A 26894-nucleotide genomic window follows, 5' to 3' on the forward strand; every position below is an offset into this window, starting at 1 on the left:
TCCTCGGCCAGATCCTGCATCACCTTCAGCACTTCGTGGCGCAGCTCCGGATCGAGCGCGGAGGTCGGTTCGTCGAACAGCATCATTTTCGGCTTCACCGCCAGCGCGCGCGCAATCGCCACGCGTTGCTGCTGGCCGCCCGACAGTTCGGACGGGTAGTGGTGGGCACGCTCCGCCAGACCGACCTTGGCCAGTAGCTCGCGCGCCAGCTTTTCCGCATCGGACTTCTTCGCGCCGCGCACGCGGATTGGGCCGAAGGCGACGTTTTCCAGCGCCGTCAGGTGCGGGAACAGGTAGAACTGCTGGAACACCATGCCGGCTTCCTGGCGGATCAACCGATCGTCCACTTTCGGATCGTTGGCTTTCAGGCCGTCGACGATCAGATCGCCGCTGGTGACTTCTTCCAACTTGTTGATGCAGCGCAGCAGGGTGGATTTACCGGAGCCCGACGGCCCGATGATCACCACCACTTCGCCTTTGTCGATCTTCAAATCGATGTTGTGCAGCACCTGGGTTTGGCCAAAATGCTTGGAGACGTTTTTAAATTCAATCACAGGATTTTCATCCTTCTTTCCAGACGACGCAGCACGAAGCTCAGCACCAGGGTAATAATCAGATAGATAACCGCCACGGCGCTCCAGATTTCCAGCGCGCGGAAGTTACCGGCAATAATTTCCTGACCCTGACGGGTCAGCTCCGCCACGCCGATCACGATGAACAGCGAGGTGTCTTTGATGCTGATGATCCACTGGTTGCCCAGCGGCGGCAGCATGCGGCGCAGCGCCAGCGGCATAATGACGTAGCGGATGGTTTCGCGGCGCGACAGGCCGAGCGCCAGGCCGGCCTCGCGGAAACCGTTATGAATCGACAGCACCGCGCCGCGGGTGATTTCCGCGATGTAGGCGCCGGAGTTGATCATGATGGTCACCACCGCCGCGGTGAACGGATCGATGCGCAAGTCGCTAAATGCCATCGGCAGGGCGAAGTAGATGAACATCACCTGTACCACGATCGGCGTGCCGCGAATTACTTCGATAAACACCAACGCGATGTGGTTGGCGATCCAACCGCCGTAGGTACGGGCAAAGCCGGCGACGAGGCCGATGATCAGGCCGCCAATCAGACCGAGGACCGAAATCCACAGGGTCATTTTGGCGCCCTCTAACAAGATAGGAATGGCGGGCCAGATGGCGCTCCAGTCGAACTGCATGATATTTCTCCCGGTGATCCCAAACGTGGGTATCAGATACAACGAAGCGCAGGGGGTTAAGCGACCCCCTGTGCTTAAGTTAATAGCTTGCCAAATTCACAGCTTACTTAGGTTCGGTGCCGAACCACTTCTTGTAGATCTCGTTATAGGTGCCGTTCGCGCGCAGGGTTTTCAGCGCGCCGTTCACCTTCTCGCGCAGCTCGTCGCTGCCTTTAGGGAAGGCGATGCCATACTGCTGTGCTTCCAGCGAATCGCCTACGGTTTTGAACTTGCCGGCGCCGGCCGTCTTAATGAAGTATAGGATGTTTGGCGTGTCGTGCAGCACCGCATCGGCGCGCTTGGTGCCCAGTTCCATGTAGGCGTTGTCGATGTTAGGGAACTGGCGCAGATCCTTGGTTTTGATGTGCTGCTTGGCGTAATCCACCGAGCCGGTGCCGCTCTTCACCGCCACCACTTTGCCGTTCAGATCGTCGATGCTTTTCACGCTGTTGTTGTCGGCGTTGACCATCACCAGCAGGCCGCTCTTGTAGTAGCCGTCGGAGAAGTCGATGGCTTTTTTGCGCTCATCGGTGATGGTGATGCCGGCCAGCGCCAGGTCGACGTTTTTGGTCTGCAGCGCTGGAATGATGCCGCCGAAGTCCATCGGTTTCAGGGTGTAGTCCAGCTTCAGCTCTTTGGCGACGGCGGCCCACAGGTCGATGTCGAAGCCGACGTATTTGTCGCCTTGTTTGAACTCAAAAGGAACGAAAGCGGTGTCGGTGGCGACCACCAGTTTGTCTGCTGCGTGGGAACTTACGGCAAAGGCCAGAGAGAGTGCGGCCAGGGAGACTTTAAAAATCGACTTCATGAGAGGAATTCCTGTACAGGTTGCGGATTACCCATTTTTTATATTGCAGTTGGTGCCATGAAAAAATCGTGCCATGTTTTCAACTACTATAAAAACAAAGAGTTAGTGCGTGATGTTGTGCCGGAAAGGCGAATTGTTATGGTTATGCACCAAGGTGAGGCACCAAAATGGTGCGTAAGAATTATCTTGGTGCACGGGGCTATCATTAACCAAATTTTGGCTGTGAAACAACCGTTCTTTAACGTTTTTGCTTCAATATTGATAACTAACTCTAACTTTCATGATGCACTGACGGTGCAAGCGGGGCCGCGAGGGCACAAAAGGGGGAGCAGATAATGCTAGCGCAACTGGCTGTCTTTGCTGCCGCGCCGATTGTACAGGCTGGCGGCCGCATGTTTTTTGTCTTGTTCGGTCTGGCAGGCGAGGCAAAAACGCACGCCCGTTAACGCCTTGCGGCGCGCCTCGGGGATCGCCTCTCCGCATTCCTGGCAATAGCGTTCGCTCTCGCCGTGCCCGAGCGCTTCACGCGCGCGCTGCACCGCATCGTCGACGGTGGAATCAATCTGATCTTGTACGGCGCCGTCCGCCGCCCAGCCGCTGGCCATCATTACCTCCTGACAAGGGAACCTTACCGTTTAATATGGGCCGTTTTTTGTACAATGCAACGGTCGCGCAAAAGAAAACAGGCCGGGCAAAGCCCAGCCTGTTCTGCCCGGAACGACGGGCGCTCTGCAACGCTTTCGCGTTATTCGATATTGGATTCGATGAACCACAGGAACTTGTCCAGATCGCGCGAGGCGGCGGTGAACATGTCGGCGGTGTCTTCGTCTTCCACTTCGGTAATCGCCTTGCGGATGTCATTCGCTACCGCGCCGTAGCGATCGGCCAGCGCCTTCAGGTGCTCCTGCACGCTGTGGATATTGGTCGGATAGCTTTTCAGCGGTGTGCGATCGTTGACCACCTGTACGGTGCCCAGTGCGACGCCGCCCAACTGCACCACGCGCTCGGCGAAGGTGTCCTGATGCTCGATGATGGCGGTGCGGAAGCCGTCCAGCATTTCATGGACCGCGATGAAGTTCGCGCCGCGCATGTTCCAGTGCGCCTGTTTGGTGATCAGCGAAAGATCGATAAATTGCACGACCTGATGGTTCAGCGCCTTGATGGCGGCCAGTTTGACTTTTTCGTCCAGATCGTTACGGGTATACAGCAGATCAGAAGATTTCGTTTTCACCAGTTTAGCGGTACTCATATCAGATATCCTCTTGATTAGTCGTTGTCCTATTTCGTTACGGGATCAATTATAGCAGGGGTATTTATTTTTGCCGTACGAAAATGGCTATTGCACAAATAGGATTAGCCTAATGGCAATATTTTAATGTGGCTTTTGTTCTTGATTAATGAAATTGATTTTTATTGGTTTTTTTATTTTTTGTTGCAGATTTATTATTTACCGCAGTGACGGTTTATCCCTGTTATTTTATTTTCATTGAGCATGCCGGCCTCAGAAGAATATCCACTTTGTTATCGCGGTGTTAATTTTAAGCCTATTCAGATTGATAGCCGTAATTGATGCAGTTACAGTAGGGAGATTATCCCCTCTCTATGAGTGGCGAGTGATGAAAATTAACGTCGTCGGCACCAGCGGCAGCGGTAAAAGCACCCTGGCGCGTCAACTGGCAGAACGGCTTGACGTGCCCTATATCGAGATGGACAGGCTCTATTGGCGGCCCGAGTGGCAGGGAACGCCCGATGATGCATTCCTGGCGCGGCTTGAGCAGGCGCTGGCCGAAGCGGGCGAAGGCTGGGTGCTGGACGGCAACTACAGCCGCACGCAGCCGATCAAGTGGCGCGAGGTCGACTATATCCTGTGGCTGGACTACGGTTTTGGGCGCACGCTGTGGCAAGCCGTGCGCCGCGCGTGCCGACGCGCGGCCAGCAAACGTGAGCTGTGGCCGGGCACCGGCAACCGGGAAAGTTTTCGCCGTTCTTTCTTCAGCCGCGAGTCGATCGTACTTTGGACGATCCGCACCTACGCCAAAAATCGGCGAAAATACCTGGCGGAAATGGCCGGCGCCGGGCGCTGCTTCATACGCTTGCGCTCTCCCCGCCAGGCCGCCGATTTTTTACGGGCGTTGCCGCAGGGTCACAGCAGCAGGCGGTGATGGATCCTCACCACTGCTTTCTTGATGTGCTGCGGCCGCTGCCACAGGCAGCCGGTTTTGTGCGGCTCCATTTGGAAAAAGATCGCGAACATGCCGTGCGTCATGTGCAGCGTTTGCGGATGGCGTTTGATGTCCAGCAGCAGAAGGTCGCTATTTTCTGCGTGGGGCTGTTCGCGATGCCCGTCGCCCGCCAGACCGTATTCGATGCGCTCTTCACCGCTGATCAGCAGATGGAGCGCGATGTACTCCTGATGCATCTCGGCGCGCTTCTGCGCCGCCGGCGTAGTGGTCAGCGTCATGACATCCATAAAGATGTTATCGCCGTCGATCGGGTGATGGCCCGGGGCCAGTTCGGGCAGGTCGCATCGACGCAACTCGGTCAGGGTTGAAACCAGCGCCGGCGCGAGTCCGCGGCCGAAGCGTGGGTTGAACAGGCTGTTGTGAATCACTGTTATTCTCCATGTGAGCGAAAGTCCAAAGTGCCTGCGGTACAGGCTAAGGGGAAGTATGCCGACTTGTCACGAGGAAAACAGTTAACCCGCCTGCATTCCGGCGTTGCGGTCGGCAGGCGGGTTGGCGATCAGGAAAGGCTTTCGAGGCGCGGTTTAGGGCGGATGGTCAGGGCGGAGCCCATGGAGGCGGCGATGATGGCCGCCAGCGCCAGCCATTGCACGCCGCTCAGGTGTTCGCCGAGGAACAGCATGCCGGACAGCGCCGCCATGGCCGGTTCCAGGCTCATTAAGGTGCCGAAGGTGCGCGCCGGGATTTTGGGCAGCGCGATGATCTCCAGCGAATAAGGCAGCGCGGTGGAGAGGATCGCTACCGCCAGCGCCACCGGCAGAATATCGAGGTTGAACAGCACGCTGCCGGTTTGCCAGGCGCCGATCGGGCAGAACACCAGCGCGGCGATCAGCGAACCGAGCGCCACCGTGCCGGGGCCGTGATCGCCGCCGGCCTTCTGGCCGAAGATGATATAGACCGCCCAGCAGGCGCCGGCGCCGAGCGCGCAGGCGGCACCGAACGGATCGATCCCCCCCACGCCGTGGCCGAGCGGCAGCAGGAACCACAGCCCGGCGATCGCCAATGCCACCCAGAGGAAGTCGATCGGCCGCCGCGAGGAGAACATGGCCACCGCCAGCGGGCCGGTAAACTCCAGCGCCACGGCGATGCCGAGCGGCACGGTGCGCAGCGACAGGTAAAACAGGTAGTTCATCGCGCCGAGTGACAGGCCGTAAATCAGCAGCGGCAAGCGGCTGCCGGCGGCGAGGCGCATGCGCCACGGGCGGAAGATGATGAACAAAATCAGGGTGCCGATGAAAAGGCGCAGCGTGGTGATACCTTCCGCGCCCACGATCGGAAACAGACTTTTGGCCAACGAGGCACCGCTCTGGATAGACACCATGGCGATGATTAACAGACAGATAGGCAGCAGCGCGGAGGGCGCTCTGCCGGAAGTAGGTAACGACATCCTTAACGGGCCTTTTATGCGCCGTTCCTCAGCCTTGAGAAAACGGTCGAAACGGGGATGCGAGCAGTGTAAATGAAATGCGAAAATCTGTCTGAGAAAAGCGCGCATCGCGGTGAAATCCGCCGATCCTCGGATGAGATGTGGCGGATTTGGTCAAAAAGTGCGCTTTTTCTTAAGAATTATCTGGATATTAAATAGGTGATTTTTGTCACAGAAAGCCGTAGAATACGGCCGAAAATAGAGCGAAAAGAAGAAGATACACTGTTCTTGAAATCTTCTGTTACACGATATAAAGCATTAGACACTCATTTCAAGGCAGAGTTTCACGCTAATTTTTGTTATATTTTCAAAGCATGAACAAATGGATGTACTTAATAATAAAACGCGTTTGAGGTGGTTATGAAAAAAATTGCATGTCTTTCCGCAGTAGCAGCTTGCGTATTAGCAGTTAGCGCAGGTACCGCATTCGCTGGTCAGAGCACCGTATCCGCTGGCTATGCGCAGGGTGATTTCCAAGGCGTTGCTAACAAGGCCGACGGTTTCAACCTGAAATACCGTTACGAGTTCGACAACAACCCACTGGGCGTAATCGGTTCCTTTACCCACCTGGAAAAGGACGGTTCTCAGGACGGTTTCTACAACAAAGCTCAGTACAACTCTATCTCTGCCGGTCCAGCATACCGCATCAATGACTGGGCGAGCATCTACGGTCTGGTTGGCCTGGGTTACGGTAAATTCACTACCAACGCTCAGAACGGTACTTCTCGTCACGACACCGCTGACTACGGCTTCACCTACGGTGCCGGTCTGCAGTTCAACCCAATCGAGAACGTTGCCCTGGATGTCGGTTACGAGCAGAACCGCATTCGTAGCGTTGACGTTGGCACCTGGAACGTTGGCGTAGGCTACCGCTTCTAAGTGTGTTCGTGCCTGCGGGCATGAACCTGCGGCAGATTTTGCCGCACCGATAAAAAATCCGCCTCCGGGCGGATTTTTTTTATCTGTTATCGGCCGCCGCGCCCCGTCGGCTGCGTTGAAAAGCGTGCGCTGCGGGCATCGCGCTCATAGCCTTGTGGTTCGGTCAATAGCCCGTACAGCTCGGGGCGGCGTCCGTAAATCCAGCGGCGGCCGGTGCTGAGCGGGATCAGCGTCAGATCGAGTTCGGCGCTGACCATCCGGTCTTCCGCCGCCCAGGTCTCTGCCACGATGCGGCCGTAAGGATCGAGGATCATCGCGTTGCCGGTGCGTATCTCATCGTCATCGCGACCTACGCCGTTGCTGAACAGCAAGAACAGCCCGTTGTCGTGAGCGCGCGACGGCAGCCAGCGCATCAGCCAGCCGCGGCCGTGTTCGCCGCGAAAGGCGTCTTCTATCGCCTGCGGATCTTCCACACGCCGTTGCCACAGCGTCTGCGGGATCGGCTTCATGCCGTGCGGGCTGCGCGAATGGGTGCCGCCGGTCTGATGCGGGGCGATCAACACCTCCGCGCCCAGCAGCGCCGTGGCGCGCACATTCTCCACCAGATTGTTGTCCCAGCAGATCAAGACGCCCACGCGCACGCCCCAGGGGGTATCGAACACCGTGTAGCGGTCGCCGCTGGCGATAGCCGGGTGTTCGAAGGCGTGCAGTTTACGGTGCACATGCAGCTCGCCGTCCGGCAGACAAACGGCATAGGCGTTGTAGCAACGGCCGTCGTCGCCCAGCTCGATCAGCCCGACGCCGATCGCCATGTTGTAACGCTCCGCCAGCGGGCGAATGCGCGCCAGAGAAGGGCTGCTCGCGATCGGCTCCGCCAGCGCGCGCACCTCGGCGTCGGACAGATGGCGCACGTGCCAATAGCCGGTGATGCACATTTCCGGGAAGGCCAGCAGCTGTATCTGCTGCTCGGCCGCCTCCGTGATAAAGCGTTCCATGGTCGACAGGTTGTAATTCTTATCGTTGGCGCGATGCTGGAATTGCACCGTGGCGGCGCGAAGTGAAGGGGTCATGGTGTCTCTCCGGTTGGGGTCTGCGTTGATTACAGCAGGTGGATTGATTACTGTATAATCAATTAAATTCCCTATTCGATAACCTGATGGAATGGATATAAAACAACTGCGCGCCCTGGTGGCGCTGGCCGAACAGGGCAACTATCGGCAGGCGGCGAGCCTGCTGTGCATCAGCCAACCGGCGCTGAGCAAGCAGATTCAAGCGCTGGAAACCCAGCTCGGCGTTCGGCTGTTCGAGCGTGGCCGACAGGGGGCGGTGCTCACCGCCGGTGGGCAGCGGCTCTACCCGGAGGCGCAGGCGCTGGTGGAACAGTACCAGCAGTTTCAGCGGCGCGCCCGGCGGGTAGCGCTCGGGGAAGCGGGGCGGCTGGCGCTGGGATTTGGCCTCTCCAGTTTTCATCTGGCGCCGCAGCTGGTGGCCGCCTTTCGCCAGCGTTTTCCCGAGGTGATCATTGGGCTGGAGGACATGCCGTCGGAGCGGCAGTATCAGCTGTTGCTGCAGGGCGAGTTGCAGGCGGGGTTCGTGCGCTTACCGGTCACTACGCCGCTGTGCGGCGTGGCATTGCTGAGCGACCGGCTGGTGCTGGCCGCGCCGGGCGCGCTGGCGCTGCGGGCCGACGACCTGATGGCGCGTTTCAATCAGCTGCCGCTGTTGCAGCTGACGCCGAAACGCGGGCGCGGGCTGAGCGATCAGTCGCTGCGGTTTATCGCTGCTCACCGGTTGACGCCGAACGTGGTGCAGCAGGCCGGCGATATCCAGACGCTGCTGGCGCTGGTCGCCGCCGGCGTTGGCGTCGCGCTGCTGCCGCACAGCATCACGCACATCGCGCCGGTTGGCATCGACATTCTGCCGCTGAGCGGAGAAGAGACGGAGTGGCAGGTCGGTATCGCCTGGGATCCGCAGCGCGCGGACGCGCTGCGGGACAACTTCATTCAGACGGCGTTGGCGGTGCAACGCGCTTAGGCATTCAAAGCGGGCAGTGCATCACGACGATCGGGCTCTGGTGATACTCGCTGCGGTGGCTTTCGCAGAAACCGACCTTTTTCGCCAGCGCCAGCGAAGCCTGGTTTTCCGGCGAGATGATGCAGACGGTTTTCTCGCCTGGCAGGTGCGTTTTACCCCAGGCCAGCGCCGCCCGCAGTGCCTCGGTGGCGTAGCCTTTGCCCTGCGCCGAGCTCACCAGCGTCCAGCCCATTTCCGGTGCGTCGAGCGCCGGGGTGATGTCGCGCAGGAAGTTGGAAAAGCCGATGCTGCCGAGGTACTCGCCGCTCAGTTTGTCACGCACTGCCCAATACCCGTATCCCAACAGCGCCCAGTGGCCGACGTAGCGCATCAGGCGCCCCCAGGAGTCCTCCCGGTCGCGCGGCGTGCCGCCGATGTAGCGTACCACCTGCGGATCGGCCCACAATGCGGCCAGCGACTCGAAGTCGTCCAGCGTGTGCGCGTCGAGCCGCAGACGTTCGGTGATAAGCGTTGGCGCGGTGTTGATTACGGTCATGTTGCTGCTCCTGCACAGGGTGAAAGGCGATGAAAAACAACGGCGTTCAGTATGCCAGAGAAATCACATCGCCAGCCACAACGGCCGGGTGAACAGAAAGCTGCTCAAGACCGAGCAGGGTGGTCAGCTTCGTCCAGGTCTTGAGGCCAGCCGCCGCCGCGCAAGAGGCCATCGAGCTGGCGGGGCTTGGGTTGCTGACGGCAGGGGAAGAGGAAATACGAACCGGAATCAGGATGAAAGTTCGGTATCGATGCCACTGGCGGGCGCTTCACTGGCTTCAGCACCGCCGCGTTCACGCCATTCGCGGCGCCTTTGTTCAGCCCATTCTTCGTGGAAGGTTTGCATTTCTCTTTGGTGCCGTTCCTTTATGCTCATAGGAGTTGGGTGGGATTCTGCCGTTAACAGGCGGTATTTCGATGACATATAATCCGTCCTCAATAAGCCCTTGGTTGTACAAATAATGTACGCGATGCGCATGTTTTTTCAAGAGCGAGTCATAAATTCTGGCTAACGCTGGCCTGAGCGGTACGCTGAAAACCAATCTCGCTTGATATTGCGCCACAAAAGTGACGATCGCCTGGCCGATGCCATTAATGAATAGCTGTTCTCGTTCATCTCGGGTGTATGCCATCCTGGTATAGGTATCAAATAAGGATTTGGTTACTTCGGCGCGGGTTTCCAACGCCCTTACATCGTACAGTTCCATGACGTAAGCATTGTCCAATACTTCCGAGGCAGGATAAGCCCCAATAAGCCATTGACGCATCCTTAACGTCGCTTTTTTAAAATCAAGGTAATACGCAGCAACGCTGCTGGCTTTTTTATAAACCGTTATTCGGTACCTATATTCCGTGACAGGTCGTGCATTGATCTCCCTCACATCAATCTCCATGATAAAATCCTTTTTACTATTATTTTTCCTATAGTTATCCCCGTAGTGACGAACAGATTATTAACCGCGGCGGAGAAGATCCTCCAGCCGCCGATGAGGCTTATGCGCAGCGCCGCGCAAAACTAAATGCCGCTGAACCAGTTGTAGCCCTGATCTTCCCAATACCCGCCCGGATTGACGTCGCTGACGAAGATCGCGGCGATATGTTTGGCGTTTTTGAACCCCAGTTTGGTTGGCACCCGCAGCCGCAGCGGGTAGCCATAGTCCGCCGGCAGCGCCTTGCCGCCGAAATCCAGCGCCAGGATGGTCTGCGGGTGCAGCGCGGTGGCCATGTCGAGGCTGGAGTAGTAACGATCGGCACATTTGAAGCCGACGTAACCGGCATTCAGATCCGCGCCGACGTGCTGCAGAAAGGTGCGCAGCGGCACGCCGCCCCATTGGCCGATCGCGCTCCAGCCCTCAATGCAGATCAGACGCGTGATCTGGCTTTGCTGCGGCAGCCGCTGCAGCTGTTCCAGCGTCCAGGGGGCTTTTTTCTCCACTTTCCCGGCGACCTCAAGCCGGTAGCCGGCGAGATCGATCTCGGGGACGTTGTATTCCGGGTAAAACGCGTTGAAGGGGAAAGGGTGGGTAATCTGATCGGGCCGGTAAGTTTGCGCCAGCCGCTGGCCGCTGAACAGCCAGGCCTGCACCCGGTCGTTCCAGCGCGACATGGCCCACAGCACCTTATCCACCCGATCGCCGTCTTGCAGGTTGCAACCGGTGAGCATGGCGATACCACCCAGCGTCAGGCCGGAACGCAGCATCAGGCGGCGCTGCAGATTGACCAACTGCTTTTTTTGGTCCGGTTCCAGTTTTGGCGCGGTTGCCCGCGGCTTTTTCTCATTCATGTTTGCCACCCGTTATCATCGCCCACAGCGTTTTGGGCACGACGATCACCATAAAGACGTGGATCGCCACGAACAGGCCAATACCGGTCATGGCGAAGAAATGCACGTAGCGCGCGAAATCGAAGCCGCCAAACAGGGCGACCAATCCCTGCAGCTGAACCGGCTTCCAAATAGCCAGCCCGGACAGCACCAGCAACAGGCCCAGCGCCAGTACGCCGAGGTACATCAGCTTTTGAATGGCGTTGTAGTGGCCATGCCGGTGGCGCAGGCGCAGCGTCAACGCCAGCCAGATATCCTGCCGCAGCGCGCCGACGCGCAGCGGCAACAGATCGCGGCGAAAATGGCCGCTGAACAGGCTCCACAGCAAATAGCAGACGGCGTTGAGCGCCAACAGCCACATCACCGCCAAATGCCAACCAATCGCGCCGCCCAGCCAACCGCCCAGCGTCATCTGTGGCGGAAAGCGGAAATCGAACAGCGGCGAGGCGTTATAGATCTCCCAACCGCTCATGAACATGCACACCATGGCGAACAGGTTGATCCAATGAGTGATTCGAACCGGCCAGCGATGCACCGGCCGCGACGCGTTGGTTTTCATGGTTTTCTCCGGTTACATCGGCGGCACGGTGCCGTCTTTGCCGGCGGAAATGCGGGTGGCGATGCGCTCGCCCTTATCGTTGACGGCGGAGAACAGCACGATGTGCACGCCCGGCTTCAGCAGACTCAAATCGCCCGGATCCAGCGTCACGATCGGCACGTCTTCCGGCACGACGACGGTTTTCTGCTGGTTGCCGTAGGTGACGGTCAGGGTACGGCCGTTGGATTTCACCAGTTTGCCGACGGTGCCGTTGGTCATGGTGTCCACTTTGCCGTCGGCGGATTCCCAGGCCGAGTGCCCTTCGCCGGTGCCGCGCAGGCTGGCGGCGAATACGTGCACCTCCAGCGCTTTGAGCGTGCCGTCCGGCTGCGGCACGGCGGCGGTGCCGATAAAGCTGTCCGGTTTGATGTCGTCCAGCGTGGCTTTGGACACGCTGAGCACTTTGGTCTGATCGTTCAGCTTGACGCTGAGTGTCTCGCCTTTGCGATCGGTCAACTGCAGATTGCCGTCGGCCACCTGGCTGATGGTGCCGCGCAGCGGCGCGATGACTTTGCCCGGCGTTTGGGCGGCGGCGGCCAGGCCGCTGGACAGCAGCAAGGTGGATAACAGTAAACCGGCTATACGATGACGAGTAATCATAACGTTCTCCTGAAATAAGTTTGCCGGTTAAGCATGGTTGAGCCATTGGGTCAGCGCCATGGCCGTTTGATGACATTAATGTCATCAAGTTTGTCCGCCGAAGCTGCTAGTATTTTTGCAGACGTAACGAGGTGGCGAGCATGCGAATACTGGTAGTTGAAGACGATATCGGCACAGGGGATTACCTGAAGAAAGGGCTGGGGGAAGCGGGGTACGGCGTCGATTTGGCGCGCAACGGCACCGACGGGCTGTTTCGCGCGTTGGAGCAGGATTACGATGCGATCGTGCTCGATGTGATGCTGCCGGGGCTGGATGGCTGGCAGATTATCGAGGTGCTGCGCAAGAAAAGCGACGTGCCAATTCTGTTTCTCACCGCCCGCGACGGCGTGCAGGATCGCATCCACGGCCTGGAGCTGGGCGCGGACGATTATCTGATTAAACCGTTTTCGTTTACCGAACTGGTGCTGCGTTTGCGCACCTTGCTGCGCCGCGGGCCGGCGCGCGAAGCCGATCATTACGCCATCGCCGATCTGCAGCTGGACGTGCTGCGCCGCCGGGCGGTGCGCCAGGATCAGGTGATCCCGTTGACCAACAAGGAGTTCATGCTGCTGCATCTGCTGGTGCGGCGCGAGGGCGAAGTGCTGTCGCGCACGCAAATAGCCTCTCAGGTGTGGGACATGAATTTTGACAGCGACACCAATGTGGTGGACGTGGCCATCAAACGCCTGCGCGCCAAAATAGACCGGCCGTTCGACGTCAAGCTGATCCACAGCGTGCGCGGCATCGGCTATGTTTGCGAGCCACGCTCGTGAGCGGGCGCACGTCACGTCGGCCGGTATCGCTGACGCTGCGCACCGCCACGCTGTTCGCGCTGGTGGCCGCGTTGGTGGTGAGCGGGACGGGCGGGTATCTGTTTAGCGCCATGCGCCAGGAAATGACGCTGCGCAGCGATCTGCAGGTGACGGGGCGCGTGGAGTATTTCCGCCATCTGCTGGGGCAGCGCTTTCCTTTGGCTCGCCTGACCGCGAATAACGGCCTGTTTGAAAACATGCTGGGCAATGAACAGGACGTGCTGATTTTCCAAATTCCGGGACAAAAACCGCTCATCAACGTGAACCCGGCCGGGGTGGCATTGCCGCCGATCGTGCCGACGCCGGCCGGCCAGGCGCAGACGTTGGCCGCCGTGCGCGGCGGGGAAACGGCGCAGGGGGTGCCGCTGCGCGCGGCTTCAGCGATGGTGCGCCTGGAAGACGGCAGCCTGTTGCAGATCTCCGCCGCGCATGTGATGGTCAACGAACAGAAGATGCTGGCGCGCTACCTGTGGCGCATCGTCGCGGCGGTCGCGGTGGCTTTCCTGCTGATTGCGCTCCTGGGGTATGGGGTCATGCGCCGGGGATTGAAGCCGTTATGGCGCATGGCGGCGCAGGCGGCGCAGATTGCGCCCAATACGCTGTCGACACGCCTGAGCGAGCAGGGGGCGCCGAAGGAGTTGCAGCAGCTGACCCGTTCATTCAATGCGATGCTCGATCGGTTGAATGAAGGCTATCAGCGGCTGACGCAGTTTTCCGCCGATCTGGCCCATGAGATCCGCACTCCGGTAGGGGCGTTGATGGGCCAGTGTCAGGTGGCGCTTTACCAGCCCCGCAGCGTGGAGGAGTACGAAACCCTGCTGTCGAACAATATGGATGAGCTGGAGCGCATTTCCCGCATGGTGGAAAATATCCTGTTCCTGGCGCGCGCCGGCGAGGCGCAGTCTGCGCTGAACTACAGTCGGCTGGATGTGGCGCTGGAGCTGCGGCGGGTGGCGGATTATTTCGAGGGGCTGGCGGAAGAACGCGGCATCGCGCTGAGCTGCGCAGGTGAGGGAACGCTGAAGGCGGACGCGATGCTGTTCCAGCGCGCGTTGAGCAACCTGGTGGCTAACGCGGTACGTTATGCCGACGAGAACAGCCGGATCGTCCTGCGGGCTGAACGGCGCGCCGATGCCTGGTGGGTACAGGTTATCAATCAGGGGCCGCCGATCGCGCCGGCACAGCTGGAAAAGCTGTTCGATCGCTTCTATCGCGCCGATCCCGCGCGCAGCGCCGGCAATCATGCCAGTGGGCTGGGGCTGTCTATCGTGCGCGCCATCATGACGCTGCACGGCGGTGAAGTTCGCGCGCAGTGTTCCGATGGCCGGGGTTCTGCTTGCTTGACCTTTAGCCTGATATTCCCCTCATCAGTTCAATGAGCTACCGCGAATGTTTTCGCCTGTTGCGGAAAACGCGACAGGCGCCATTCGTAAGTTTTTCCTTTCATTATTGTTTCCCACCGCCTTGGCTGAACCCAAAATTTAACATTTGCGACGCGGCAAACGCGTTAATTCATCGGGCTAATGCGGATGGACTGCGGTCTGTGATTACGCTCAACATTCACGTGTTATTATTTTTTTATTAAAATTTAGTTCTGCGGTCTTTTTTTGAGATGATTTTCCTTAAAATTGATAATTTGCGACACAAAAAACTAACTTTGTGGTTTTTGTCGCGTCAATATATCAATGAATGAGGTGATTGGTTAACCTTTGGTTATGGTTTGCAAGAAAAATCCTATATAAACGATGGTGAGGTGACAAAGCGTATTTCGTGGCGTTAATTGAGTGGTTTTTCTTGCCTGTGCTTGGGTATTTTCGCGAATTACCTGATTAAATATTTATTTAATATTTCATTAACATTTGACGCCAAACTATAAATGATCGCTATAGTGAAAACATGTGAATAAAATGAAATATAGATTTAATGACCATATTCTCTTTGACGCAGACACCAGAACCCTTAGCCCAACAGATTTTTCTGACGATCCCATATCCATATCCAGTCCTTCCAAACGGTTGTTGCTGCTGTTGATTGCCCACCATGGCGAGGCCGTAGGGCGTGAACTGATATTCAAGAAGGTCTGGGACGATTACGGCATGGTGTCCAGCAATAATAATCTTAATCAGTGCGTCAGCAAATTGCGTCGGGTGATTAAAAACCTCGGCGTCGAGGATGAGGTCATTGTTACGGTTCCTAAAGTGGGTTTTATGTTGCGTGATGAGATTACCATCGAGTCTTATGAGGACGCGGAAGATATTCACGACGCGGAACCTGCCGCGGCTGTGCCGGGATCTGCGCCCGCAGCGGCGGTCAATCCGGCGTCCGACACCGTCATCGACGGGGCCTCTTCTCATCTTGGTTATTCCCGCCGTGGGTGGCTGATGTTCAGCGCGATGGTTCTGGGGGGGATCCTCATGGCTATTGCTGTCACGGCCTATTTCAGCGGCTCGGGGGCCCGGCAGGAGAGCTACCTGGGAAAGTCGGGAAACTGTAAGGTTTTCATGTCGTTGCCTGATGCCTCGGCGACGGTCAACGCCAGCCTGAATCGGGACATTCTGGCTTACGCCGCGCACCAAACGGGAGAATGCAGCGGCGATGAGTTTTTGCTGGTGGTGCGCAGCAATCAGGTCAGGGCTTACATTTCCGGCATTTCCCGCTTATTCCTGCTGCGTTGCAAGATCTTGCGCGAACATAAAATGGAGATCTGTTCAGGATTGGAAAGCGACAATGCCGAGTTTATTAATTGACCATTGATCGCCGCTGCCCAACGCGATTGAAGGGCGGTGGATATGACAAAAATATTACAGTGTTGAAATAGAACGTTCGACTTTCATTTGGCGGGTTGCCGTGTGGCGCTTACGAGAGGTATTTCCCTTTCTCTACCGCTTTCTACCTCATTATGGTGATTATGTATGGTTAAAGCCGATTTCGGTGATGCGCTGCTATTTTTTGAACCCAGCTATTTAGTGAGAAGAGGAATGGAAGCATTTCTCGTTACCCAATCAAGTGACAGCTATTTTATCGACACCTTGAGGGAGCTGGAAGGGGTATTGAAAGAGGGAAAGCCTCGCGCGCTTATTATGGAGTTATATCATCAGAGAGAATATTTGTATGATGTATTACGGTTCGTTCTGACGGCAAAAAATGTTTGGCCGGAAATTCCCTTGGTGATTTTCACCGCGGTAGAACACCCCGGTATATTAGCGTTGTTGGCGGCGGATGCGCGCATAGCGATAGTGGCAAAGGAGGAGCCATTGCATTGCCTGAGTGACGCCATTGCGGCTGCGGGTGAGTTCTCCGGCTATCGTTCCCCGCATATTCGCGCCCGCTCGGTGCATCCGGCAGCCGCATTATCTGACAGTGAATGGCGAGTTTTGGCCATGATGGTTGCCGGTGCATCTCCAGGCAGCATCGCCAACGTGACCCGGCGAAGTTACAAAACCATAAGCTCCCATAAACTGAATATTATGCGAAAACTGGGCCTCAATCAGGCCGGCTTTATGCGGCTTATTCTTTCCCTGAGAACCCGATACCCTTCCTGACACAGGGCGAGAAGCCCCCTTTTTCTCTACAGCGGCCGATCTGGATTGGCTGCTGCCCCCTGTGTAAATCCAATCAATCTTTTCCCTCAGCGAACAACGCCGGCGCTGAAATTTTGCACGGCCATGGGAAGGGCGAACAGAGCGTACTTGTGGTTAAACAATCACCGCCTTGCAGGGGTTAAACCACAATGTGATTGTGCTTTCATCAAAGGCTTAACCCGCTTTTTAATGTGATTGATGGGGGTTAAAACATTAACGACGGGATTTAAATCTAAATATTTGAACTTTAATAGTTAATGATTCTTTTTTGATCGGTCGGGGATATTCTTGTGGCGTCAAGCAGACTGGCTAAACGCAGTGATGCAAACGGCTGGCTGAGAATGGACGAAAGAAAGAAAACATATTCAACATTGAAGGGAGTTATACCATGAAGAAAATGACACTGGCTCTGGCGATCGTTTCCGCCTTTGCAGCGGTCAGCACTGCTCAAGCCGCCGACGTTACCGCTCAGGCGCTGGCAACCTGGTCTGCGACCGCCAAGAAAGACACCACCAGCAAACTGGTTGTGACGCCGATTGGCAGCCTGGCCTTCAACTATGCAGAAGGCATTAAGGGTTTCAACAGCCAGAAAGGCCTGTTTGACGTCACCGTGGAAGGCGATACCACGGCCACCGCTTTCAAACTGACCTCAAAACTGGTCTCCAATACGCTGACTCAGCTGGATACTTCCGGTTCTACGCTGGAAGTCGGGGTGAACTATAACGGTGCGGTGGTCGGGAAAACGGCTGAAACCACCATGATCGACACCACCGCCGGCATTTTGGGCGGCAATCTGAGCGCCCTGTCCAATGCCTACAACCAGGCCGGCCGCACCAGCGCGCAGGATCAGTTCACCTTCAGCATCATCGGCGCGACGTCAAACGGCACCACCGCCGTCACGGATTTCAGCACGCTGCCGGAAGGTATCTGGAGCGGCGACGTCAGCGTCGAATTCAACGCGACCTGGACTTCCTAATCCCCCGAACGATCTGCATCTGGCAGGGGGGAGACCTCCTGCTATTTATCGCTCATCAACGCCAGTGGAATACCGCAATGACACGCTTTTCTCTCGCCGTCACCCTGATGTTAATGCTGCTGCGGCCGACTTTGGCGCTCGATGTGGGTGAGATCAGCGCCTTCATGCCTGGCGACAGCGCGCGCCTGAGCAAGGAAATCAAAAACACCACCGACAGCGGCCGGCTGGTGACCATCAAGATCGAACGCATTTCCAGTCCCCTGGCCTCCGGCACGGTGATCCCGATGAGCAGTCGGGATGAAATGCTGCTGTCGCCCGCCAGCCTGATCTTGCCGGCCAACGCCAGCGATGTGATCCGCTTTTACTACAAGGGGCCGAATGATGCCCAAGAGCGTTACTACCGCATCGTTTGGTTCGATCAGGCGCTGAGCGAGGCGGGGCAAAACTCGGCTCGGCGTAATGCCGTGGCCACCACGTCGGCGCGCATCGGCACCATTTTGGTGGTGGCGCCTCGGCAGGATCGCTTCGCCTATCAGTTCGCCAACGGACGGATCAAAAACACCGGCAACGCCACGTTCAAAGTGGTGGCCTACGGCAATTGCAGGAACAAGCAAGACGGCAGCGACTGCAAGGAAAACTATTTTGTGATGCCGGGGAAGGATCGCGCCTTCAGCAAGGTTGACGTCAACGATAAAAAAGGACGCGTCGCGCTGTGGCACGGCGAACAGTTTATCCCGGTGAAGTAATGCGCGCGTTATCCACGATGGATGCAAAACAATCACGCAAGGAGTGGCATGTGAACGCTGTGCTGTTGAGAACGCTTTTGGCTGCTGGTGCGCTGGCGCTCCCGACGCTGTTGCCTGGCCGTATGGCGATGGCGGCCGGTTTGACGCAGATTAACGGCGTGCTGATCCCGCACACTTTCAGCCTGGCGTTGCGCGAGGGGATGAGTATTCCGCTGTTGTTGCATTATGAAAAGAGCGATGGCGTCAAAGACGACAGCCGCATCGGCCATGCCTTTCTCTACCTGGATCAGGACCGGCTAAAGATTCGTCGGGTGACGCTGGAGGATAACGACGACGGCGCCCGGCTGACGGCGGCGATTGCCGGCCAGCTGCAGGCTTTGCAGGATGCGCCATTCGATCGGCAGCAGCATCTTCGGATCGCGGACGACGCCTGGCTGGCGCTGGATTTCCGGCAGCTCAACCTGCAGCTGGTGGTGAAGGAATCCGCGTTGGGGACGGTGCTGCGCGCCCGCTCCAGCGACATCGGCGCGTCCAGCGTGGATGCCGTAAGCAGCACGCTGGATTATAACCTCGGGGTCTACGATAACCGGGCCCGCGCCAGCGAAGGCAATACCTCCAGTTATTTATCGCTCAACAGCGTCACGGCGTTGCGCGAACACCACGTGGAGTTGAACGGTTCCATCTACGGTATCGGCAGCGGCGATGAAAACGCCACGCTGTACAAAGCGATGTACGAGCGTGATTTCGCCGGCCGCCGTTTCGCCGCCGGCATGCTGGACAGCTGGAACCTGCAGTCGCTGGGGCCGGTCACGACCATCAACTCGAGCAAGATTTATGGCCTGTCCTACGGCAACCGCGCCAACTCGACGGTATTCGATAATTCCCAATCGCTGACGCCGATCGTGGTTTTTTTCCCCTCGGCCGGCGAGGTGCATCTGTCGCGCGACGGGCGGCTGCTCAGCGTACAAAACTTCACGATGGGCAACCATGAAGTGGACACCGGCAGTTTGCCCTACGGTATCTATGACGTAGAGGTGGAGATCGTGGTCAACGGCAAAGTGGTCGATAAACGCATGCAGCGAGTGAATAAATTGTTCAGCCCCAATCGCGGTGCGAATGCGCCGCTGGCCTGGCAATTCTGGGGTGGGATGCTGCGCATGGACGACTGGCGAGGTGAACGGGAACGCCACCGCCCGGCAAAGGACTCTTATTTGCTTGGCGCTTCGGCTACCGGCAATCTGCAAACGCTTAATTGGGCGCTGTCGGGGTATTCGTTTGACGGCAATGCCGTCGGCGAGAGCCGCGTCAGCCTGCCGGTGACCGAGTCGATTCAGATCAACCTGCAAAACATGGCGGCCTCCGATCGCTCCTGGAGCCTGGTCAACAGCGTCAGCGCCGCGTTGCCCGGCGGCTTCAGCAGCGTATGGATCAATCAGGAGAAAACGCAGATTGGCGATCGTCTGTTGCAAAATGACGCCTATAACCGCGCCGTTGGCGGCAGCCTTAATCTGGGGGCGCTGTGGTCTCCGCTGGGCACCCTGAGCGCCAGCTACAACGACGATAAGAAGAACGACAGTCACTATTACAACGCCGACTATTACCAGAACATCTTTACCGGCCGCTTCGGCACGCTGGGCGTCCGGGCGGGCGTGCAACGCTACAACAACGGCAGCAGCAACGCCAATACCGGCAAGTACATCGCGCTCGATTTTTCACTGCCGATGGGCAACTGGCTCAGCGCCGGCGTTTCCAATCAAAACGGTTACACCACCGCCAACCTGGCGGCGCGCAAGGACATCAAGGACGGGCCGATCCGCACCCTGGGCGCCAACCTGTCGCGGGCGATTTCCGGTGATACCCGCGGCGACAATCGCTTCAACGGTGGTGGCTATGCGCGCTTCGACACCAAGTATTCGGCCGGCACGCTCAACGTCAGCAGCTCCGCCGACGGCTACGTTAACAGCAGCCTGACCGCGAGCGGCAGCATGGGTTGGCAAGGGCGTGATATTGCCATCAGCGGCCGCAACGAAGGCAACGCCGGGATTATCTTCAATACCGGCATTGAAAACGACGGCCTGCTGACCGCACGGGTTGACGGCCGGATGGTGAAGCTGAGCGGCAATAAGAATTACCTGCCTTTGTCGCCTTACGGTCAGTACGACGTTGAGCTGATGAACAACAAAAACTCGGCGGAGAGCTTCGACATCGTCACCAAGCGCAAGAGCAAACTCACCCTGTATCCGGGCAACGTGGCGGTGATCTCGCCGGAGATAAAACAGATGGTGACGGTGTTTGGCCGCATCAAAGCGGAGGACGGCACGCTGCTGGCCAACGCCTATATCAAGAACCATATCGGCCGCACCCGCACCGATGAGAAAGGCGAATTTATCATGGACGTCGACAAGAAATTCCCGGTTATCGATTTTACCCACGGCGGCAATCAGACATGCGAAGTGGATTTGGATCTCAGCAAGGCGCAAGGCGCCGTGTGGGTCGGCGACGTGATCTGCACCGGGCTGAAAACCTATGCAGGCAATATGTCATCCGGGGAGTCTGACCATGAGAGCTAACGTTGCGCTGTTGTTGTTGGCGCTGGTCGCCCCCGCGCTGCAGGCGGCGGTCAGCCAGACCAACTGGCCGGATGCGGCGGTCATGAAATTTGTCTTCGTGGAGAACAACGCCGACGACAACTTTTTCGTCACGCCGGCCGGCGGGCTGGATCCGCGCATGACCGGCGCCAATAAGTGGACCGGGCTGAAATACGGCGGTTCCGGCACCGTCTATCAGCAGAGCCTGGGGTACGTGGATAATGGTTACAACACGGGGCTGAATGCCAACTGGCGCTATGACATGTGGCTGGAAAATGCGCCGATAAAGAATCCGTTCCTCGGCCTGCGCTGCATCAACTGGTATGCCGGTTGCAATATGGATACCAGCTTGATTCTGCCGCAGACCACCGACGAAAAGGGATTTTACGGCGCCGTGGTTACGCCCGGCGGCGCAAAATGGATGCACGGCATGATGTCGCCGAGCTTCTATCAGTATCTGAAGCAGATGGCGGCGGGCGAAGCTTTCAGCATGCAGATCAACGGCTGCCAAACGTCGGTGGCTTATGACGCCGCGGCCGGCGGCCGCTGTCGGGATCAGGCCAGCGGCAGCTGGTACAAGCGGACCGTCACGCACAGCAAGGCGGCCCACCTGCGCTTTATCAATACCAACGCCGTATCGGAGGTGTTCGTCAACAGCGATGGGGTGCCGATCATCGGCGAGGGCAATGCCGATTGCAAGAACCAGACCATCGGCGCTCGCTCAGGCATCATGTGCAAGATGGTCAGCTACGATTTGCAGACCGACGGCAGCGTGAGCAATACCTCGATTCATATTTTCCCGGCGATTAACCATGCGGCGCTGTCCTCAGCGGTGAACGCCGCCGATCTGCAGTTCAGTCTGAACGGCAACACCTGGAAAAACACGTCGGGCACCGGCAGCTACTATACGTTTAACGAGCTGAAGAGCAGCAACGCCGTCTATGTGTTCTTCTCCAGTAACTTCTTCAAACAGATGGTCGCGCTGGGGATTTCCGACAGCGGCACCCGCGATCTGATCAATTTCCGTTTTCAGAACACCACCTCGCCGGAGTCGGGATGGTATGAGTTTTCCACTTCAAACCAGCTGATTATCAAGCCGCGCGATTTCAGCATCAGCATTATTTCCGATGATTACGACAACAGCCCACACCGTGAAGGCTATGTCGGCCCGGCGGAGCCGGCGCTGGAGTTCGGCTACTTCGTGACCACCAGCGGCAAAACCGCCGCCGATCAGGTGAGGGTGATGGCGACCGGGCCGACTCAGGCGATCAATGGGGTGAACTATTGCCTCTTTTCTTCTGCGGATAACACTACCCAGGTGCCGTTCCCCGCCACACTCGGCATCACCACCAGCACCAACGGTCAGCAGAGCTTCGCCGCCGGCTGCGATGGCCAGTGGCACGACATGACCAATGCGCTCTGGAGCAGCACGCCGTGGAATGATATCTCCGGTGAAGTGGGGGTGCTGAACAAGACCCGCGTGACCTTTAGCATTCCGATGAACAATCCGATCTCGCTGAGAACCGTCGACGGCAACGGTTGGTATGGCGACGTCAGCGCCGCCGGTGAAATTCATGTCGAAGCCACCTGGCGCAACATCAATTGAGGGCAGGGCGTGAAACTTGTGCTGATAGGGTTGCTGTGTTTGTCCTTTCCCTTTACCGCCGCCGCAATCAATGTCGGTACCCTGACGTTTGCCATGGATCAGGATCGCTCATTCACCGCCAAACGGGTGTTGAATAATAACCGCAGCGCGCGCCTGTATCAGGTGAGCATTCGCGCCATCGATCGGCCGGGAGAGCGCGAGGTGCGCAGCCGGCCGGCGGACGGCGAGCTGCTGTTCGCGCCGCGCCAGCTGACGCTGCAGGCCGGGCAGGCGGAGTACTATAAGTTTTTCTATCGCGGGCCGCAGGATAATCGCGAGCGTTATTACCGGGTGTCATTTCGCGAAGTGCCGACCCGACTGTTCGAGCCGGGGCCGCGTCGGGGTGCCGGCGTCAACCTGGAGCCGATCGTGGTGATGGACACCATTCTGGTGGTGCGCCCGCGTCAGGTAAACTTTGCCTATCGGCTCGATACCCAGCGCGGTACGCTCACCAACACCGGCAACACCTACTTCAAGTTCCTGCTCAAGCCGGGCTGCAATAGCACGGATGAAGAGGGCGTCACCGAATACCTGCGCCCCGGCGATACGTTGACCCATGCCGGTATTCGGCTGAAGGGGCACAAATTCATTATCTATAACGACAAATTTATCAGCGTCGATCGCAGCTGCCTCGATTAACGCGGCGGAATGGCAAAGCGGAAGCAGGCGCCGCTTTGCGCTTGTTCGATCAGCTGAATATCGCTGTCGTGCAGCTGCAGAATGCGCCGCACGATCATCAGGCCCAGTCCGCCGGAAGGGCGCCGGGCGCCGCTCAGGACAGACGGGCGCACGAACAGATCGGCGCGCAGCGTCTGCGGAATGCCGGGGCCGCTGTCGCTGACCTGCACCATCACTCGATCGTCCTGCCGCCACAGCCGCACGCCGATGTCGCCGCCGGGCGGCGTATGGCGAATGGCGTTGTCCAACAGGTTGGTCAGCACCCGCTCAATCATGCTGAGATCGGCGAACACCGGCGGAATGCCGGGGGGAATGTCGGCGTGCAGCCGCTGGTTGCGCGCCTCCGCCGCCAGCTCGAACTTTTGGAACACGTCCTGCAACAGCTCGCTGAGGGAAAAAGGCTCTTTCTGCGGTTTCACCACGCCGTACTCCAGCCGCGCCAGCTCGAACAGCTCCTGCGCCAGCTTGCCCACTTTGCGGCTCTGCGCCAGCGCGATCTCCAGATAGCGCCGCCGATCGGCTTCGCTCAGGGTGGCGGCCTTGACCGACAGCGTCTCCAGATAGCCGTGCAGCGAGGTGAGCGGGGTGCGCAGATCGTGCGAGACGTTAGCGATGAACTCACGCCGCAGCCGATCCTGCTGCGCCAGCGTTTGCCACTGTTCGGCAAGGCGCTGCGCCATGCGGTGGAAGGCCTGCTGCAGCTGGCTGACTTCGTCGCGCCCGGCCCGTACCGCCGGCAGCGCCGCGTAGGCCTGCACCGCCTCGATGCCGCCGCTGTCCAGCGCGCTGACCTGCCGGGTCAGGCGACGGATAGGGCGCGTTACCCAATAAAACGCGAAGCCGCCGGCCAGCAGGCTGAACAGCACCATCAGCCCGGAGGTCCACAGCGCCATCCTGACCGCCGAGTTGAACTGGGCGTTGCTGGCCAGCGCCGTGTACTCTTCGCCGAGCAGCACCACGTACAGATAGCCCTCGATCCGGCCATCGACCTTAAGCGGCGCGACGCTGAACACCTTGCGCCCGTCCACGCTGCGCGGATCGTCGCCATACACCGGCATCGGCGCGCCACCGAGCAGCGCCTGCAGCGGCGGCAACGCGACCCGCTGCCGTTTCAGATGCCCGGCCGGCGCGGCGTTGCCGATAATCGCGCCCTGCTTGTCGAGCAGGTAAACCTCAACGCTGGGGTTCACCGCCATCAGCTGATCGAACAGGGTATGCACCGCCTGCGGATCCGGCCCGTTCACCCCCAGCAGCGGGTTGCTGTCGGCGATATGCTGCGCCAGGTTGCCGGACAGGCGCTGGATCACCGCCTGGCTGTACTGGGTGCTGCTGCGCACCTGCATCCAGCCGGAAAAGGCGCAGCCGATGACGATCAGCAGCGCGAAGATCAGCGTGAGGCGTTGCGCTAACGTAAGGTTTTTCATGGCTCACTCTTGCGGCGCGGCCGCGAATTTATAGCCCATGCCCCACACCGTGAGGATGCGCTCGGGTTCCGCCGGGTTGCGCTCGATCTTGATGCGCAGCCGGTTGATATGGGTGTTGACGGTGTGCTCATACCCCTCGTGCTGATAGCCCCAAACCTGATTCAACAGGCTCAGGCGCGAGAACACCTGGCCCGGGTGGCGGGCGAAAAAGTACAGCAGGTCGAACTCGCGTGGCGTCAGCTCGACCGGCTGCTGGTGCAGGTGCACTTCGCGGGCGATGGGGTCGATGGTCAGATCGTTGAAGCTGAGCACGCCGGCGTCCATGCGCAGGTTGCGGCTCATCGCTTCCTGGCGGCGAAACAGCGCCTTGACCCGCGCCACCAGCTCCAGCATGGAGAAGGGCTTGGCCAGATAGTCGTCGGCGCCCAGCTCCAGCCCCAGCACGCGGTGCACCTCGCTGGAGCGCGCGCTGGTGATGATGATTGGCGTGTAACGCGTCATGGTGCGCGCCCGGCGGCAAATCTCCAATCCGTCCACGCCCGGCAACATCAGATCGAGGATGAGGGCGTCCCAGCCGCCCTGTTCCAGCATCGCCATGCCCCGGTTGCCGTCGGCGGCGTGGCTGATGGCGTAACCCTCGTCGCGCAGATGCAGCTGCAGCAGTTCGGCGATGTCGCCGTCGTCCTCGACGATCAAAATTCGTTTTGGCTTGTCCATTCTCATTACCGCTGATTGCCCGTTTCTCTCTGAAGTCTACACAACCCCCACCGGCGGAGTTATCACATTTTATTTAACTTTGCGTGAGGTCTTGGGGAACAAATCCGGGGAATACTCGGCTCATCGCCTCATTGGTCGCCAGGAGTTCGCATGAGCCTCACTCTCACCCCGGAACAACGACAGACGGTGCATCCGCTGTGGCTGCGGTTGACGCATTGGCTGAATGCGCTGGCGATGCTGATCATGGTGACCAGCGGCTGGCGCATCTACAACGCCTCGCCGCTGTTCAACTTCAGCTTTCTCAATGAGCTGACGCTCGGCGGTTGGCTGGGCGGCGCGCTGCAGTGGCACTTCGCCGGCATGTGGCTGTTCGGCGTCAACGGGCTGTGCTACCTGCTGATCAACCTGGCCAGCGGGCGTTTCAAACGCAAGTATTGGCCGCTCAGCCCACGGCAGTTTCTCGCCGATATAGGTGCCGCGCTGCGCGGCAGGCTGCAACACGCCGACCTGCGCCACTACAACATGGTGCAACGCGTGGCCTATCTGTCGGTGATGATCCTCGGCGTGATGAGCGCGCTGTCCGGGCTGGTGCTGTGGAAATCGGTGCAGTTTCCGCTGCTGCGCACGCTGCTCGGCGGTTATGAGGCGGCGCGCTATATCCACTTTTTTGCCATGTCGGCGCTGGTGGTCTTCGTCGCGATTCACCTGGTGATGGTGGCGCTGGTGCCCCGGACGCTGCTGGCCATGCTGCGCGGACGCTAAGGAGTGAATGATGGAAAAGGATAAACAGATCATGACGATCATTGAAGGGCAGGCGATCGTCAAAGAAGCGCAGCGGCTGTTGAGCGCGCCTTCGCGCCGCCGCTTTCTGCGCAACGGCCTGACGCTGGGCGGCATCGCCATGCTCACCGGCTGCGATCTCAGCGATAACGCCAACGTCGAACAGGCGCTGAACCGCATCTCGCGCTTCAACGATCGGGTACAGGGCTGGCTGTTCAATGGCGATCGCCTGGCGCCGGTCTACCCGGAATCGATGATCACCCGGCCGTTCCCGTTCAACGCTTTCTACGCCGAGGAGGACGCGCCGGACATCAACGGCGACGATTACCGGCTGGAGGTGGCGGGACTGGTGCAGGACAAACGCGCCTGGAGCCTGCCGCAGCTGCACCGGATGGCGCAGGTCAGCCAGGTGACGCGCCATATTTGCGTCGAGGGCTGGAGCGCCATCGGCAAGTGGGGCGGCGTGCCGTTCGCGACCTTTCTCAAGGCGATCGGCGCGGATCTGAGCGCCCGCTACGTCAGCTTCAAATGCGCCGACGATTACTACACCAGCATCGACATGGCCACCGCGCTGCACCCGCAGACGATTATTGCGCTGACCTATGACGGCCAGATCTTGCCGCGCAAGTACGGCTACCCGATGAAACTGCGCATGCCGACCAAGCTGGGCTACAAGAACCCGAAACACATTCAGGTGATCGAGGTCACCAACCGC

General features: G+C 58.6%; 29 protein-coding genes. 14 read left to right on the top strand and 15 right to left on the bottom strand.

The window, feature by feature from the left end; genetic code table 11:
* The 5 genes from AWX27_RS25300 to dps form a co-directional block, all read right to left on the bottom strand.
* A partial coding sequence (locus tag AWX27_RS25300) for an ATP-binding cassette domain-containing protein (RefSeq protein WP_060421263.1) occupies nucleotides 1-554 on the bottom strand: 554 nt, incomplete at its 3' end.
* Nucleotides 551-1210, bottom strand: coding sequence for a glutamine ABC transporter permease GlnP (gene glnP, locus AWX27_RS09210; protein ID WP_019454487.1), 660 nt, complete (start codon nucleotides 1208-1210; stop codon nucleotides 551-553). The genes glnP and AWX27_RS25300, both read right to left, overlap by 4 nt.
* A 103-nt stretch (nucleotides 1211-1313) precedes the next feature.
* Nucleotides 1314-2057 carry a glutamine ABC transporter substrate-binding protein GlnH gene (gene glnH, locus AWX27_RS09215; protein WP_038880498.1) on the bottom strand — a complete coding sequence of 248 codons (744 nt, stop codon included), beginning with the start codon at nucleotides 2055-2057 and terminating at the stop codon, nucleotides 1314-1316.
* A gap of 338 nt (nucleotides 2058-2395) precedes the next feature.
* On the bottom strand, nucleotides 2396-2662 hold the full coding sequence (locus AWX27_RS09225) for a DksA/TraR family C4-type zinc finger protein (protein ID WP_038880495.1): 267 nt from the start codon (nucleotides 2660-2662) through the stop codon (nucleotides 2396-2398).
* Nucleotides 2663-2802: 140 nt separating this feature from the next.
* Nucleotides 2803-3306 carry a DNA starvation/stationary phase protection protein Dps gene (dps, locus tag AWX27_RS09230; RefSeq protein ID WP_004939215.1) on the bottom strand — a complete coding sequence of 168 codons (504 nt, stop codon included), beginning with the start codon at nucleotides 3304-3306 and terminating at the stop codon, nucleotides 2803-2805.
* Nucleotides 3307-3673: 367 nt separating this feature from the next.
* Here dps and AWX27_RS09235 point away from each other — a divergent pair, with 367 nt between their 5' ends.
* Nucleotides 3674-4219 (top strand): AAA family ATPase, encoded by a 546-nt coding sequence (locus tag AWX27_RS09235; protein ID WP_060421270.1) that lies wholly within the window; start codon nucleotides 3674-3676, stop codon nucleotides 4217-4219.
* On the opposite strand, the gene nanQ is transcribed toward AWX27_RS09235, so the two are convergent.
* Nucleotides 4201-4668 (bottom strand): N-acetylneuraminate anomerase, encoded by a 468-nt coding sequence (gene nanQ, locus AWX27_RS09240; RefSeq protein WP_047728217.1) that lies wholly within the window; start codon nucleotides 4666-4668, stop codon nucleotides 4201-4203. The genes AWX27_RS09235 and nanQ overlap by 19 nt on opposite strands.
* A 131-nt stretch (nucleotides 4669-4799) precedes the next feature.
* On the bottom strand, nucleotides 4800-5687 hold the full coding sequence (rhtA, locus tag AWX27_RS09245) for a threonine/homoserine exporter RhtA (protein WP_038880488.1): 888 nt from the start codon (nucleotides 5685-5687) through the stop codon (nucleotides 4800-4802).
* A gap of 399 nt (nucleotides 5688-6086) precedes the next feature.
* On the opposite strand from rhtA, the gene ompX reads away from it, so the two are divergent.
* Nucleotides 6087-6605, top strand: coding sequence for an outer membrane protein OmpX (ompX, locus tag AWX27_RS09250; protein WP_019454480.1), 519 nt, complete (start codon nucleotides 6087-6089; stop codon nucleotides 6603-6605).
* A gap of 86 nt (nucleotides 6606-6691) precedes the next feature.
* Here the strand turns inward: ompX and AWX27_RS09255 are convergent, their stop codons facing one another.
* The gene (locus tag AWX27_RS09255; protein WP_060421273.1) at nucleotides 6692-7675 is read right to left on the bottom strand and encodes a nitrilase family protein; all 984 of its coding nucleotides are present in this window, start codon (nucleotides 7673-7675) and stop codon (nucleotides 6692-6694) included.
* 91 nt (nucleotides 7676-7766) lie between these two features.
* Here AWX27_RS09255 and AWX27_RS09260 point away from each other — a divergent pair, with 91 nt between their 5' ends.
* Nucleotides 7767-8639, top strand: coding sequence for a LysR family transcriptional regulator (locus tag AWX27_RS09260; RefSeq protein WP_060421276.1), 873 nt, complete (start codon nucleotides 7767-7769; stop codon nucleotides 8637-8639).
* Nucleotides 8640-8643: 4 nt separating this feature from the next.
* Here AWX27_RS09260 and AWX27_RS09265 read toward each other — a convergent pair whose 3' ends face one another.
* The 5 genes from AWX27_RS09265 to AWX27_RS09285 all read right to left on the bottom strand — a co-directional run bounded on the left by AWX27_RS09265 (nucleotide 8644) and on the right by AWX27_RS09285 (nucleotide 12193).
* On the bottom strand, nucleotides 8644-9174 hold the full coding sequence (locus AWX27_RS09265; RefSeq protein WP_060421279.1) for a GNAT family N-acetyltransferase: 531 nt from the start codon (nucleotides 9172-9174) through the stop codon (nucleotides 8644-8646).
* Between the two features lie 316 nt (nucleotides 9175-9490).
* The gene (locus AWX27_RS09270) at nucleotides 9491-10066 is read right to left on the bottom strand and encodes a hypothetical protein (RefSeq protein ID WP_060421283.1); all 576 of its coding nucleotides are present in this window, start codon (nucleotides 10064-10066) and stop codon (nucleotides 9491-9493) included.
* A 122-nt stretch (nucleotides 10067-10188) separates the two neighbouring features.
* Nucleotides 10189-10956, bottom strand: a complete 768-nt coding sequence (locus AWX27_RS09275) for a molybdopterin-dependent oxidoreductase (RefSeq protein WP_004939173.1) — start codon at nucleotides 10954-10956, stop codon at nucleotides 10189-10191.
* The gene (locus AWX27_RS09280; protein ID WP_060421286.1) at nucleotides 10949-11554 is read right to left on the bottom strand and encodes a cytochrome b/b6 domain-containing protein; all 606 of its coding nucleotides are present in this window, start codon (nucleotides 11552-11554) and stop codon (nucleotides 10949-10951) included. Before AWX27_RS09280 ends, AWX27_RS09275 begins: the two co-directional genes overlap by 8 nt.
* A 12-nt stretch (nucleotides 11555-11566) precedes the next feature.
* Complete coding sequence (locus tag AWX27_RS09285; protein ID WP_060421289.1) at nucleotides 11567-12193, bottom strand: hypothetical protein; 627 nt, start codon at nucleotides 12191-12193, stop codon at nucleotides 11567-11569.
* A 140-nt stretch (nucleotides 12194-12333) separates the two neighbouring features.
* On the opposite strand from AWX27_RS09285, the gene AWX27_RS09290 reads away from it, so the two are divergent.
* The 9 genes from AWX27_RS09290 (at nucleotide 12334) to AWX27_RS09330 (ending at nucleotide 23219) form a co-directional block, all read left to right on the top strand.
* Nucleotides 12334-13005: a heavy metal response regulator transcription factor gene (locus AWX27_RS09290; protein ID WP_033650568.1), complete on the top strand. Its 672-nt coding sequence runs from the start codon at nucleotides 12334-12336 to the stop codon at nucleotides 13003-13005.
* Nucleotides 13002-14423 carry a heavy metal sensor histidine kinase gene (locus AWX27_RS09295; protein ID WP_060421292.1) on the top strand — a complete coding sequence of 474 codons (1422 nt, stop codon included), beginning with the start codon at nucleotides 13002-13004 and terminating at the stop codon, nucleotides 14421-14423. The genes AWX27_RS09290 and AWX27_RS09295 overlap by 4 nt, the downstream gene beginning before the upstream one ends.
* A gap of 528 nt (nucleotides 14424-14951) precedes the next feature.
* Nucleotides 14952-15791, top strand: coding sequence for a winged helix-turn-helix domain-containing protein (locus tag AWX27_RS09300; RefSeq protein ID WP_060421296.1), 840 nt, complete (start codon nucleotides 14952-14954; stop codon nucleotides 15789-15791).
* A gap of 165 nt (nucleotides 15792-15956) precedes the next feature.
* Nucleotides 15957-16586 carry a helix-turn-helix transcriptional regulator gene (locus AWX27_RS09305; RefSeq protein ID WP_060421299.1) on the top strand — a complete coding sequence of 210 codons (630 nt, stop codon included), beginning with the start codon at nucleotides 15957-15959 and terminating at the stop codon, nucleotides 16584-16586.
* A gap of 427 nt (nucleotides 16587-17013) precedes the next feature.
* The gene (locus tag AWX27_RS09310; protein WP_004939148.1) at nucleotides 17014-17601 is read left to right on the top strand and encodes a common pilus major fimbrillin subunit EcpA; all 588 of its coding nucleotides are present in this window, start codon (nucleotides 17014-17016) and stop codon (nucleotides 17599-17601) included.
* 77 nt (nucleotides 17602-17678) lie between these two features.
* The gene (locus tag AWX27_RS09315) at nucleotides 17679-18347 is read left to right on the top strand and encodes an EcpB family pilus assembly chaperone (protein WP_060421301.1); all 669 of its coding nucleotides are present in this window, start codon (nucleotides 17679-17681) and stop codon (nucleotides 18345-18347) included.
* 17 nt (nucleotides 18348-18364) lie between these two features.
* Nucleotides 18365-20917, top strand: coding sequence for a fimbrial biogenesis outer membrane usher protein (locus AWX27_RS09320; RefSeq protein WP_060421846.1), 2553 nt, complete (start codon nucleotides 18365-18367; stop codon nucleotides 20915-20917).
* Nucleotides 20907-22541 (top strand): fimbrial adhesin EcpD, encoded by a 1635-nt coding sequence (locus AWX27_RS09325; RefSeq protein WP_060421304.1) that lies wholly within the window; start codon nucleotides 20907-20909, stop codon nucleotides 22539-22541. The genes AWX27_RS09320 and AWX27_RS09325 overlap by 11 nt, the downstream gene beginning before the upstream one ends.
* 9 nt (nucleotides 22542-22550) lie before the next feature.
* Entirely contained in the window at nucleotides 22551-23219 is a 669-nt protein-coding gene (locus tag AWX27_RS09330; RefSeq protein ID WP_060421307.1) for a fimbrial biogenesis chaperone, read from the top strand.
* Here the strand turns inward: AWX27_RS09330 and AWX27_RS09335 are convergent.
* On the bottom strand, nucleotides 23216-24682 hold the full coding sequence (locus AWX27_RS09335; RefSeq protein WP_060421310.1) for a sensor histidine kinase: 1467 nt from the start codon (nucleotides 24680-24682) through the stop codon (nucleotides 23216-23218). The genes AWX27_RS09330 and AWX27_RS09335 overlap by 4 nt on opposite strands.
* A gap of 3 nt (nucleotides 24683-24685) precedes the next feature.
* On the bottom strand, nucleotides 24686-25399 hold the full coding sequence (locus AWX27_RS09340) for a response regulator transcription factor (protein WP_047728196.1): 714 nt from the start codon (nucleotides 25397-25399) through the stop codon (nucleotides 24686-24688).
* A gap of 150 nt (nucleotides 25400-25549) precedes the next feature.
* Between AWX27_RS09340 and AWX27_RS09345 the strand changes: the two genes are divergently transcribed.
* Both AWX27_RS09345 and AWX27_RS09350 read left to right on the top strand, forming a co-directional pair.
* Complete coding sequence (locus AWX27_RS09345) at nucleotides 25550-26161, top strand: cytochrome b/b6 domain-containing protein (RefSeq protein ID WP_060421314.1); 612 nt, start codon at nucleotides 25550-25552, stop codon at nucleotides 26159-26161.
* Between the two features lie 10 nt (nucleotides 26162-26171).
* On the top strand, nucleotides 26172-26894 hold a 723-nt coding region (locus tag AWX27_RS09350), incomplete at its 3' end, for a molybdopterin-dependent oxidoreductase (RefSeq protein ID WP_060421317.1).

Source organism: Serratia sp. 2880STDY5682894 (genome assembly GCF_001537385.1).
GTDB lineage: Bacteria > Pseudomonadota > Gammaproteobacteria > Enterobacterales > Enterobacteriaceae > Serratia > Serratia nevei.

Coding starts and splice junctions, on each gene's coding strand:
- glnP (WP_019454487.1), bottom strand. CDS start 1,210: ATGCAGTTCGACTGGAGCGCCATCTGGCCCGCCATTCCTATCTTGTTA.
- glnH (WP_038880498.1), bottom strand. CDS start 2,057: ATGAAGTCGATTTTTAAAGTCTCCCTGGCCGCACTCTCTCTGGCCTTT.
- AWX27_RS09225 (WP_038880495.1), bottom strand. CDS start 2,662: ATGGCCAGCGGCTGGGCGGCGGACGGCGCCGTACAAGATCAGATTGAT.
- dps (WP_004939215.1), bottom strand. CDS start 3,306: ATGAGTACCGCTAAACTGGTGAAAACGAAATCTTCTGATCTGCTGTAT.
- AWX27_RS09235 (WP_060421270.1), top strand. CDS start 3,674: ATGAAAATTAACGTCGTCGGCACCAGCGGCAGCGGTAAAAGCACCCTG.
- rhtA (WP_038880488.1), bottom strand. CDS start 5,687: ATGTCGTTACCTACTTCCGGCAGAGCGCCCTCCGCGCTGCTGCCTATC.
- ompX (WP_019454480.1), top strand. CDS start 6,087: ATGAAAAAAATTGCATGTCTTTCCGCAGTAGCAGCTTGCGTATTAGCA.
- AWX27_RS09255 (WP_060421273.1), bottom strand. CDS start 7,675: ATGACCCCTTCACTTCGCGCCGCCACGGTGCAATTCCAGCATCGCGCC.
- AWX27_RS09260 (WP_060421276.1), top strand. CDS start 7,767: ATGGATATAAAACAACTGCGCGCCCTGGTGGCGCTGGCCGAACAGGGC.
- AWX27_RS09265 (WP_060421279.1), bottom strand. CDS start 9,174: ATGACCGTAATCAACACCGCGCCAACGCTTATCACCGAACGTCTGCGG.
- AWX27_RS09270 (WP_060421283.1), bottom strand. CDS start 10,066: ATGGAGATTGATGTGAGGGAGATCAATGCACGACCTGTCACGGAATAT.
- AWX27_RS09275 (WP_004939173.1), bottom strand. CDS start 10,956: ATGAATGAGAAAAAGCCGCGGGCAACCGCGCCAAAACTGGAACCGGAC.
- AWX27_RS09280 (WP_060421286.1), bottom strand. CDS start 11,554: ATGAAAACCAACGCGTCGCGGCCGGTGCATCGCTGGCCGGTTCGAATC.
- AWX27_RS09285 (WP_060421289.1), bottom strand. CDS start 12,193: ATGATTACTCGTCATCGTATAGCCGGTTTACTGTTATCCACCTTGCTG.
- AWX27_RS09290 (WP_033650568.1), top strand. CDS start 12,334: ATGCGAATACTGGTAGTTGAAGACGATATCGGCACAGGGGATTACCTG.
- AWX27_RS09300 (WP_060421296.1), top strand. CDS start 14,952: ATGAAATATAGATTTAATGACCATATTCTCTTTGACGCAGACACCAGA.
- AWX27_RS09305 (WP_060421299.1), top strand. CDS start 15,957: ATGGTTAAAGCCGATTTCGGTGATGCGCTGCTATTTTTTGAACCCAGC.
- AWX27_RS09310 (WP_004939148.1), top strand. CDS start 17,014: ATGAAGAAAATGACACTGGCTCTGGCGATCGTTTCCGCCTTTGCAGCG.
- AWX27_RS09315 (WP_060421301.1), top strand. CDS start 17,679: ATGACACGCTTTTCTCTCGCCGTCACCCTGATGTTAATGCTGCTGCGG.
- AWX27_RS09320 (WP_060421846.1), top strand. CDS start 18,365: ATGGATGCAAAACAATCACGCAAGGAGTGGCATGTGAACGCTGTGCTG.
- AWX27_RS09325 (WP_060421304.1), top strand. CDS start 20,907: ATGAGAGCTAACGTTGCGCTGTTGTTGTTGGCGCTGGTCGCCCCCGCG.
- AWX27_RS09335 (WP_060421310.1), bottom strand. CDS start 24,682: ATGAAAAACCTTACGTTAGCGCAACGCCTCACGCTGATCTTCGCGCTG.
- AWX27_RS09340 (WP_047728196.1), bottom strand. CDS start 25,399: ATGGACAAGCCAAAACGAATTTTGATCGTCGAGGACGACGGCGACATC.
- AWX27_RS09345 (WP_060421314.1), top strand. CDS start 25,550: ATGAGCCTCACTCTCACCCCGGAACAACGACAGACGGTGCATCCGCTG.